General features: G+C 68.0%; 9 protein-coding genes. 6 read left to right on the forward strand and 3 right to left on the reverse strand.

What is annotated here, in order from left to right:
* Positions 1-132: 132 nt before the first annotated feature.
* Entirely contained in the window at positions 133-1977 is a 1845-nt protein-coding gene (locus tag GXB81_RS29295; protein ID WP_205991043.1) for an autotransporter assembly complex family protein, read from the reverse strand.
* A 210-nt stretch (positions 1978-2187) separates the two neighbouring features.
* Between GXB81_RS29295 and GXB81_RS29300 the strand changes: the two genes are divergently transcribed.
* From GXB81_RS29300 to panD, 4 genes are all read left to right on the forward strand, one after another.
* The gene (locus GXB81_RS29300; protein WP_167036601.1) at positions 2188-2373 is read left to right on the forward strand and encodes a DUF3460 family protein; all 186 of its coding nucleotides are present in this window, start codon (positions 2188-2190) and stop codon (positions 2371-2373) included.
* 20 nt (positions 2374-2393) lie between these two features.
* Positions 2394-3296: a ScpA family protein gene (locus GXB81_RS29305; RefSeq protein WP_240158624.1), complete on the forward strand. Its 903-nt coding sequence runs from the start codon at positions 2394-2396 to the stop codon at positions 3294-3296.
* Between the two features lie 382 nt (positions 3297-3678).
* Entirely contained in the window at positions 3679-4512 is an 834-nt protein-coding gene (gene panC, locus GXB81_RS29310) for a pantoate--beta-alanine ligase (RefSeq protein WP_167036598.1), read from the forward strand.
* An 89-nt stretch (positions 4513-4601) separates the two neighbouring features.
* Positions 4602-4988, forward strand: coding sequence for an aspartate 1-decarboxylase (panD, locus tag GXB81_RS29315; protein WP_167036596.1), 387 nt, complete (start codon positions 4602-4604; stop codon positions 4986-4988).
* A gap of 109 nt (positions 4989-5097) precedes the next feature.
* On the opposite strand, the gene GXB81_RS29320 is transcribed toward panD, so the two are convergent.
* Positions 5098-5736 carry a ParA family protein gene (locus GXB81_RS29320; protein ID WP_167036593.1) on the reverse strand — a complete coding sequence of 213 codons (639 nt, stop codon included), beginning with the start codon at positions 5734-5736 and terminating at the stop codon, positions 5098-5100.
* 229 nt (positions 5737-5965) lie between these two features.
* Between GXB81_RS29320 and GXB81_RS29325 the strand changes: the two genes are divergently transcribed.
* Positions 5966-6385, forward strand: coding sequence for a PaaI family thioesterase (locus GXB81_RS29325; protein WP_167036590.1), 420 nt, complete (start codon positions 5966-5968; stop codon positions 6383-6385).
* Between the two features lie 171 nt (positions 6386-6556).
* Here GXB81_RS29325 and GXB81_RS29330 read toward each other — a convergent pair whose 3' ends face one another.
* Entirely contained in the window at positions 6557-8035 is a 1479-nt protein-coding gene (locus tag GXB81_RS29330; RefSeq protein WP_205991045.1) for a cobyric acid synthase, read from the reverse strand.
* A gap of 244 nt (positions 8036-8279) precedes the next feature.
* Between GXB81_RS29330 and cobU the strand changes: the two genes are divergently transcribed.
* A complete protein-coding gene (gene cobU / locus GXB81_RS29335) occupies positions 8280-8861 on the forward strand; it encodes a bifunctional adenosylcobinamide kinase/adenosylcobinamide-phosphate guanylyltransferase (protein ID WP_205991044.1) in 582 nt (193 codons plus the stop codon).
* Positions 8862-8864 lie beyond the last annotated feature (3 nt).

The raw sequence follows: 8864 nt of genomic DNA on the forward strand, positions 1-8864 counted from the left end.
CGTTTCGGGCGGCTGCCCCGGCGGCTCCGCTGGCGGCGTGGCGCCGGGCGGCTGTGCGGGGGTCGGGTCGGTGACGTCCGTGGTCATGCGTGAATAAGTTGGCAGATAGGCTGGCGGGTTTGCATCGGCGCGTCAGAAGGCGATGCCGAGCGTCAGGTAAGGCCGCACGCTTCTGTTGCGGATGCCGTACGCGAGATCGACGTTGACCGGACCGACCGGGCTGCGCCAGCGCGCGCCGACGCCGACACCCGGATAGAAGACTTTCTCGCCCCAGGTGTCGGTGGCGGTGCCGATGTCGAAGAATGCGGCCGCGCCCCAGTCGTGCGAGAACCAGTGCTGATATTCGGCCGCGCCCGTCACGAGATATTTGGTCGGCAGGATCGAGCCGGCGACGTCGTTGCCGATGCTCTGGAAGCCGTAGCCGCGCACCGAGTTCGAGCCGCCTGCGCGGAACAGCAGCGATGCCGGAATGCCGCTCGAACTGCCGCTCGTGAACACGCCGCCGAGTTCGGCGCGAATCAGCACGATGTCGTCATGGCCGATCGGCAGATACTGCTGGCCGCGCGCGTAGCCGCGAATGAAGGTCTGGTCGGCCAGCAGGCCCTTGACCGCGAAGCCCGCCTCGGCGTGGATCAGGTTGCCGCTGCGCGGGAACAGCGGGTCGTCGGTATTGCGCCGGGTCCACGACCACGCCGGCACGAGCGCGTGCGCGGTGGTCGGCGGCGCCGCGTTCTGGTCGAGCCGGTCGTCGTAGAACAGCAGCGAGTAGCTGTAGTCGAGGTATTGCGAGGTGCGCGAGCGCTGCACGCCGCCGCGAATGCTGTAGATGCGCGTGTCGGAGACGTCGGTGGTCGTGTACGAGGCGAGCACGCTATTGGTCCACGCGCGCGGGCCCGGCGGCATCGACAGTTGAATCTGGCCGTACTGCTGGGTCTGGTCGGCGCGCCCCTCGACCGTGAACGGCCACGCCTTGCCGAACGTGTTCAGATAGGTGTACGCACCCTGCACGAGCGGACCGTTGTCGGTCGAATAGCCGACGCCGCCGCGAAAGCTGTGATACGGAAACTCCGACACTTTTACGTGCACCGGCGTGTTGAGCGGCTTGGCCGGGTCGTTGTCGAGATCGATCGCGACGCTCGCGAAGTACGGCGTGTTCTGCAATTGCCGCTGCAGTTCGGCGACGCTGCGCGTGTCGTAGACCTGGCCCGGCGAAATCGGATTGACGTTATGGACGATGCGCTCGGGATAGCGCCGCGTACCCTGCACGTCAATCGCGCCCATCGTGAAGGTCGGACCGCTGTCGTAGGTTACCGACAGCTTCGCCGTGTGCGTGCGCGGATCGACGAGCGCCTCGGAGTGGTAGATCTTCGCGGCAAGATAGCGGCGCGATTGCAACTCGCGCAGCGAGGCGTTCTTCGCGTCGTCCCAGTCGCTCTGCGAAAACGGCTGGCCCTCGTGCAGCGAGAACGCGAAGCGGGTGGCGTTTTCCTGCGCCGTGTCCTCGGTCACGACCGCGCCGCGAAACGACAGGTCGACCGAGCTGACGAGGGTCTGCGCGCCTGCGTCGACCCGCACGGTGACGCGCCGCACGTCGTCGACGGTGCGCACGTCGGTGCTGACGACCGGCGAGAAGTAGCCCTGGGTCGCGGCGAGATCGCGCACCTGCTGCGGCGTGGCGGTAATCAGAAACGAGAACTGGTCTTCGCTGATGTCGGGCCGCTTCGCGAAACGGGCGATGTCGAGGTGCTGTTCGAGCAGCCGGCGCAGCGCGCGCGGCTCGGCGACGACGTCGACCTTGTAGCTCGGCTTCGCGCGCGCCGCGTGGGCCTCGCCGGCCACGAGCGTCAGCAGGACGAGACTCAACGCGAGCCACGCGCGCAGCCAGCACCGCACGGGCAGCGAACGGTGCCGCGCGGCGTGCCGCTGCCGTTCTCGCCCGCGCCGCCCACGCGGCTTGTCGATCGTACCTACCGCCAAACAGGACCTCCGGCCAGAATTGATCAGTGCTTGCTCCCGGCGCGCCCGGGCCTGCTATTTGACCACATCGGCGCGGGGGGCGAGATCCCAAAAAGAGGGGGCGGCGTTTTTCGACCGCGCGCGGCGCATGCGGTAAAATTCCGCCACGATGGCGCCGCGTCGCCGGCACTGCCAGACGCGCGCCCTTTCACCCATCACGGACGTCGAGCCATGTATCAATCGGACATCACCCAGTTCCTGAACCAGCTCAAGCAGCAGAAACCCAATCTGGAAGCCGAGCAACGCCGCGGCCGAGCGCTGCTGTGGGACAAACAGCCGGTCGATCTCGACGAACGCGCCGAGCAGCAAGCCTCGCGCGTCGCGCAGACACCCTACCAGTACTACCAGAACTTCTGAGCGCCCCAGTCACGCCGACGATGAGTCACGCCGACGAGGCCCACGGCCCGCTGCATGGGCCGGTCCATGGGCCGCTGCACGGTCCGCCGGCCGATGCCGCGCTCGCCGCTCCCGCCACCGACTCGACACCCGACACGGTCGACGGCGTCGCGTTCGCGCGCCTGTACGGCGAGCCGCTGTTCAAGCTGCCGAACGACCTGTACATCCCGCCGGACGCGCTCGAAGTGTTCCTCGAGACCTTCGAGGGACCGCTGGATCTGTTGCTGTACCTGATCCGCAAGCAGAACTTCAACGTGCTCGACATCCCGATGGCGGATGTCACCACGCAATATCTCGGCTACGTCGAGCAGTTGCGCAAGACCAATCTCGAACTCGCGTCCGAGTATCTGCTGATGGCCGCGATGCTGATCGAGATCAAATCGCGCATGCTGCTGCCGGTCAAGAAGGCCGACACCGGCGAGGACGCCGAGGACCCGCGCGCCGAACTCGTGCGCCGCCTGCTCGAATACGAGCAGATGAAGCTCGCCGCGCAGCGCATCGACCAGTTGCCGCAGCTCGGGCGCGACTTCCTGCGCGCCGAGGTCTATATCGAGCAGAGCATCACGCCGCGCTTCCCGGACGTGAGCAGCGACGATCTGCGCGCCGCGTGGGCCGACGTCATCAAGCGCGCGAAGCTCGTCCAGCATCACAAGATTTCGCGCGAAGAGCTATCGGTGCGCGAGCACATGAGCCTGATCCTGCGGCAGTTGCAGAACACGCGCTTCATCGAGTTCTCCGACCTGTTCGATACGAGCCGGGGTGTGCCGGTCGTGGTGGTGAACTTCATCGCCGTGCTCGAACTGTGCCGCGAATCGCTCGTCGAGATTACGCAGGCGGAGCCGTTCGCGCCGATTTACGTGCGGCTCGCTTATCTGCCGGCCTGATTGAGCGGCCGATCAAGCGGCCTGATTGTGAACCGGCCGATCGCGGCGGCCCGATCGGTCCTGCTGTTTTTCGGTGGGGCCGGCGCAACGGCGGCTCCTAGCTCCCCCGGCCGCGCGACGGAACCGGCACCGCGCCGGGCCGCCGGCCGGCCCACGGGAAAACCGCTAGAACCCCGCCAACGCAAGGCCTGGCGGGCGCCACGGGCGAACCCGCCGCGCCCCGCGCCGGACACACGCCGCCATTCGGTGCGCCCGGCCCGCAAATCCACTACAATCCGCGCTCCGAACCCGTCATCGCCGGTAAGGCGGCGGCCTGCGCGATTCCCCGAGGTCTTGCGCCAACCGGGGCGCGCGCGGCGCGCGAACCCATTCCTGTCCGATCATGAAAGTCATCAGCTCGATCCATGAATTGCGCGACCAGTTGCGCGGCCAGAATCGCACGGCCTTTGTGCCGACCATGGGCAATCTGCACGAGGGCCATCTGTCGCTGATGCGCCTCGCGCGCCAGCACGGCGACCCGGTCGTGGCGAGCATCTTCGTCAACCGGCTGCAGTTCGGCCCGAACGAGGACTTCGACAAATATCCGCGCACGCTCGAAGCCGACATCGAGAAGCTGCAGAAGGAAGGCGTCTATGTGCTGTTCGCGCCGGCCGAAAAGGACCTGTATCCGGAGCCGCAAGAGTATCGCGTGCATCCGCCGCACGATCTCGGCGACATTCTCGAGGGCGAATTCCGCCCCGGCTTCTTCCACGGCGTATGCACGGTCGTGATGAAGCTGATGTCGTGCGTGCAGCCGCGCGTCGCGGTGTTCGGCAAGAAGGATTACCAGCAGCTGATGATCGTGCGCCAGATGTGCCACCAGTTCGCGCTGCCGACCGAAATCGTCGCCGCCGAAACCGTGCGCGACACCGACGGCCTCGCGCTAAGCTCGCGCAACCGCTATCTGTCGGACGCCGAGCGCGCCGAGGCGCCGGTGCTGGCCGCCGAGCTGAATCGCATCCGCGACGCGGTGCTCGCGGGCGAGCGCGACTTCGCGAAGCTCGAACAGGCGGCGGCAGCAGCCCTCGCCGCGCGCGGCTGGAAGCCCGACTACATCGCGATCCGCAAGCGCTCGAACCTGATCGCGCCCGGCACGCAGGACGCCAACGCGCCGCTCGTCGTGCTGGCGGCCGCCAAGCTCGGCGCGACCCGCCTCATCGACAACCTCGAAATCTGACGCCGCCAGCCGCCGGCGCTACGATCGAACCGGTCGCGACGGCACCGGGTTTCATCGAAACTACCCAGCACAGTCACACAGGATTGGTCATGCAACGCAACATGCTGAAGTCGAAAATCCACCGCGCCGTGGTCACGCACTGCGAGTTGCACTACGAAGGCTCGTGCGCGATCGACGAAGACCTGCTCGAAGCGGCGAACATCGTCGAAAACGAGCGCATCGACATCTGGAACATCAACAATGGCGAGCGTTTCTCGACCTACGCGATCAAGGGCGAGCGCGGCAGCGGCATGATTTCGCTGAACGGTTCGGCCGCGCGTCGCGCGCAGCTCGGCGATCTGGTCATCATCGCGGCATTCGCGGTGGTCGACGAAGCCGAACTGAAAGCGGGCTGGAAGCCGGACCTCGTGTTCGTCGACGAAAACAACCGGATCAAGGGCAGCCGCGATCACGTGCCGACGCAGAACTGGACCTGAGCGCGGCCCGGCCTGCCGCCTGACCGACGGCGGGCCGCCCCGCCGCGGTGCTTCGCTTCAGTCCTCTGCTTCAGTCCTCTGCTTCAGTCCTCTGCTTCAGTCCTTCGCTTCAGTCCTTCTTCCCCGTGCCGTTCGTCCACTCGACGATCGGCCGCCACTGCTCCAGATCCTTCTCCACGCGGCTTTTCGCGACGTCCCACAGCGTCAGGCCGTGTGCCGCGAGTTGCACGTAGTTCTGCGTGTCGCGCAGAAAGCCGAGCACCGGCAGCTTGAGCCCTTCGACGAAGCGATGCAGTTGCTCGGCCGAGCGCGTGCGCGAATCGACGCGCATGCCGACCACGCCGACCTCGATCGCGCCCTTCCTGACCGCCTTTTCCTTCGCGAGACGTTCGAGAAAATCCTGGGTCGCGAGAATGTCGAACATCGACGGCTGCAGCGGCACGATCACCTTGTCGGCCAGATCGAGCGCGATGTTCAGGCGGTTGCCGTGCAGGCCGGCCGGCGTGTCGATGACCGCGTGATCGAGCCCCTTGGGCGGCCTGGCCGGCGTCTCGGTGTTGACTTCCCACGTCTCGATGGCCGGCAGCGTCTCGGGCCGCAGCGCGAGCCACGCATGCGCGGACTGCTGCTTGTCGAGGTCGGCCAGTGCGACCCATTCGCCCTGCGCGGCGAAATAGCCGGCCAGATTGGTCGATAGCGTGCTTTTGCCCACGCCGCCCTTCGGATTCGCCACCACGATCACCGACATGAATTCTCCTGGAAAGAAGGCTGGACTCCGCCAGCCGGTTTGCCGCGCCATTGCGCCCGATCGGTTCAGACCAGCGCCCGCGGGTTCCGATCCGTGCCTGACCGGTCGTTTCTCAGGTTCGCCCGCCCGTCAGCCGTTGATAATATCGACAAATGCAGCGCGGCCGAAGCCCCAAAACGGCGAATCGGCTGCCTGAACCCGCCGTTTTATCGATAAGGACCCGAATCTCATGAGCACACTGCGCCCGGAATATACCGTCGAACGCCTGCACGAGCGCCAGCGAGGCAAGCTGCCGGACCTGCTCGGCCTGCGCGCGCTGTCGGTCGAACAGGGCATGCTGGTCGCGGAGCTGACCGTGCGCGAGGAACTGCTGGCGCCGAACGGCTTCCTGCACGCGGCTAGCGTGATCGGCCTCGCCGACACCGCCTGCGGCTACGCGTGCCTCGCGCACCTGCCGGAGAACGCGCGCAATTTCACGACGATCGAGCTGAAAAGCAACTTCCTCGGCACGGCGACGCAGGGCACGATCCGCGCGGTCGCGAAGGGCGTGCACCTCGGGCGCAGCACGCAGGTCTGGGACGCAACCGTCACCGGTCCGGACGGCAAGACGATCGCGCTGTTCCGCTGCACGCAGATGGTGCTGTACTGAGCGATGCCGTAAGCGATACGGCAAGCGGCGCGGGGCGCGCCCGATTCGCCCCGCGTCGAGGCAACGGGCGCGCGGCCGGGACGGCAGCTTGCGGGCGTGTTTCGGCGCTCCGGCCGTAGGCGCGGTGCAATCGCAGCACACGTTGCGACCTGCTCGGGCCAGTGCCAGCCTTCACCCCACCGCCGCGAACAGCCTGCGCATATCGACGTGCGTGGCGAGCGTATCCGCGAGTCGCTCCAGCGACGCCTCGCGCAGCGCCGCGTAATCGACTTCCTCGGCGTCGCTCAGGCCCGCCCAGGCGAGCAGCGCCGCGCACGCGGCCGGCGTGTCGAACAGGCCATGCACGTAGGTCGCGAGAATCTGTCCGTCGACGGACAACGCGCCGTCGGGACGCGTGCCCTGCGCACCGGCGTTTTCCCGCGCGCCATCGAGCCGCAGCGCCGGCGCATCGAGCGCCGGCCCGCGCGTCTCGCCCATATGAATCTCGTAACCCGCCACCTCGGGCGCACCGGGCAGCGCGAGCCGCCCGGTCACGTTCTTCAGCGTCTTCTCGCGCGTGAGCACCGTCGCATAGTCGAGCCAGCCGAGCCCCACGGACGTGCCCGGCGCGCCCTCCACGCCATGCGGATCGGCAATCTCGCGGCCGAGCATCTGCATGCCGCCGCAAATGCCGATCACGCGTCCGCCGTAGCGCAGATGCTTCGCGAGCACCGCGTCCCAGCCCTGCGCGCGCAGGAACGCGAGATCGCCCGGCACGTTCTTCGAGCCCGGCAGGATGATCAGATCGGCGGGCGGCAGCGGCGTGCCGCCGCGCACGTACTGGAAATCGACCTGGCGGTGTACGCGCAGCGCGTCGAAATCGGTGTGATTGCTGATGTGCGGCAGCACCGGCACGACCACGCGCAGCAGGCGCGCCGCGTCGCCGCTGCCGGCCGCGCGCAGCTCGGGCGGCAGCATGTCCTCGGCGTCGAGCGTAAGGCCGTGCAGATACGGCACGACGCCGAGCACCGGCTTGCCGGTCTTCGCTTCGAGCCAGTCGAGGCCGGGCTTGAGCAGGCTCACGTCGCCGCGAAAACGGTTGATGATGAAGCCGCGCACGCGCGCCTGCTCGCTTGCCGACAGGCAGGCGAGCGTGCCGGTCAGATGCGCGAACACGCCGCCGCGATCGATGTCGGCGACGAGCACGACCGGGCAATCGACCGCTTCGGCGAAACCCATGTTGGCGATGTCGCGCTCGCGCAGATTGATCTCGGCCGGGCTGCCCGCGCCCTCGACGAACACCGTGTCGTACGCCGCGCGCAGCCGCGCATACGACGCCAGCACGGCCTCGAACGCGACCGGCTTGTACTCGTGATACGCGCGCGCGTCGAGATTCATGCGCGCCTTGCCGTGGATGATGACCTGCGCGCCGCGATCGCTGGTCGGCTTGAGCAGCACCGGGTTCAGATCGGTATGCGCGGCGATGCCGGCGGCGACCGCCTGCAGCGCCTGGGCGCGGCCGATCTCGCCGCCGTCGACGGTCACCGCGCTGTTCAGCGCCATGTTCTGCGGCTTGAACGGCGCGACCCGCGCGCCCGCGCGGCGCGCGAGACGGCACAGGCCGGCCACGAGCGTGCTCTTGCCCGCATCGGACGTGGTGCCCTGGATCATCAGCGTGCCGCGCGGCACGGGCAAGGCGTCGGTGGAAATCGGCGGGGTTCGGGTCACGGCAAGGGCGGTCGGATCGGAATGGGCGGTCGGGGCGATGCCGCGCGTGCTTCATGCACGTCGTACACGTTGCGCGCATCGTGCGCCTGCTGCACTCGGTGCCCGATGCCCGGCACAGGGCGCGCGGCGGCAAGACCAGCATTATCCCACCGCGCCGGCCAGAGGCGCACGCCGGTACAATCACGCGATGATTTCCCCCGACCTCACCTTCGTCCTCGGCGGCGCCCGCTCGGGCAAAAGCGCGCACGCCGAGCGGCTCGCGAGCGACAGCGCCCTGCCCGTCACCTACATCGCCACCGCCCGCGTCACCGGCGACGCCGAATTCGGCGCGCGCATCGCGCATCATCGCGCGCGGCGGCCCGCGCACTGGGGTCTCGTCGAGGCGGACCAGGACCTCGCCGGCGTCGTCTCGCAATACGACGCGCCGGGTCAGTGCCTGCTGATCGACTGCCTGACGCTGTGGCTCGCGAACCTGCTCTGTCCTGCCGACACCGCCGACACCGCCGACAACACCCGCGAAAACGCCCCGCCCATCGAGCCCTACCACGCGCGCGCCGCCGCGCTCGAAGCGGCGCTCGCCGCGGCGCGCGGCAAGATCATCGTGGTCAGCAACGAAATCGGCCTCGGCGTCGTGCCGCTCGGCGCGGCCACGCGTCTTTACGTCGACGAACTCGGACGGCTCAATCAACGCATCGCGGCACTAAGCCGCACCGCCACGCTGATGGTCGCGGGCCTGCCGCTCGCCCTGAAAACCGCGAGCCCCGCGTGATGC

Source organism: Paraburkholderia sp. Ac-20336, from assembly GCF_017105025.1.
Classification (GTDB): domain Bacteria; phylum Pseudomonadota; class Gammaproteobacteria; order Burkholderiales; family Burkholderiaceae; genus Paraburkholderia.

Coding starts and splice junctions, on each gene's coding strand:
- GXB81_RS29320 (WP_167036593.1), bottom strand. CDS start 5,736: ATGTCGGTGATCGTGGTGGCGAATCCGAAGGGCGGCGTGGGCAAAAGC.
- GXB81_RS29305 (WP_240158624.1), top strand. CDS start 2,394: ATGAGTCACGCCGACGAGGCCCACGGCCCGCTGCATGGGCCGGTCCAT.
- GXB81_RS29300 (WP_167036601.1), top strand. CDS start 2,188: ATGTATCAATCGGACATCACCCAGTTCCTGAACCAGCTCAAGCAGCAG.
- GXB81_RS29325 (WP_167036590.1), top strand. CDS start 5,966: ATGAGCACACTGCGCCCGGAATATACCGTCGAACGCCTGCACGAGCGC.
- cobU (WP_205991044.1), top strand. CDS start 8,280: ATGATTTCCCCCGACCTCACCTTCGTCCTCGGCGGCGCCCGCTCGGGC.
- panC (WP_167036598.1), top strand. CDS start 3,679: ATGAAAGTCATCAGCTCGATCCATGAATTGCGCGACCAGTTGCGCGGC.
- GXB81_RS29330 (WP_205991045.1), bottom strand. CDS start 8,035: ATGATCCAGGGCACCACGTCCGATGCGGGCAAGAGCACGCTCGTGGCC.
- panD (WP_167036596.1), top strand. CDS start 4,602: ATGCAACGCAACATGCTGAAGTCGAAAATCCACCGCGCCGTGGTCACG.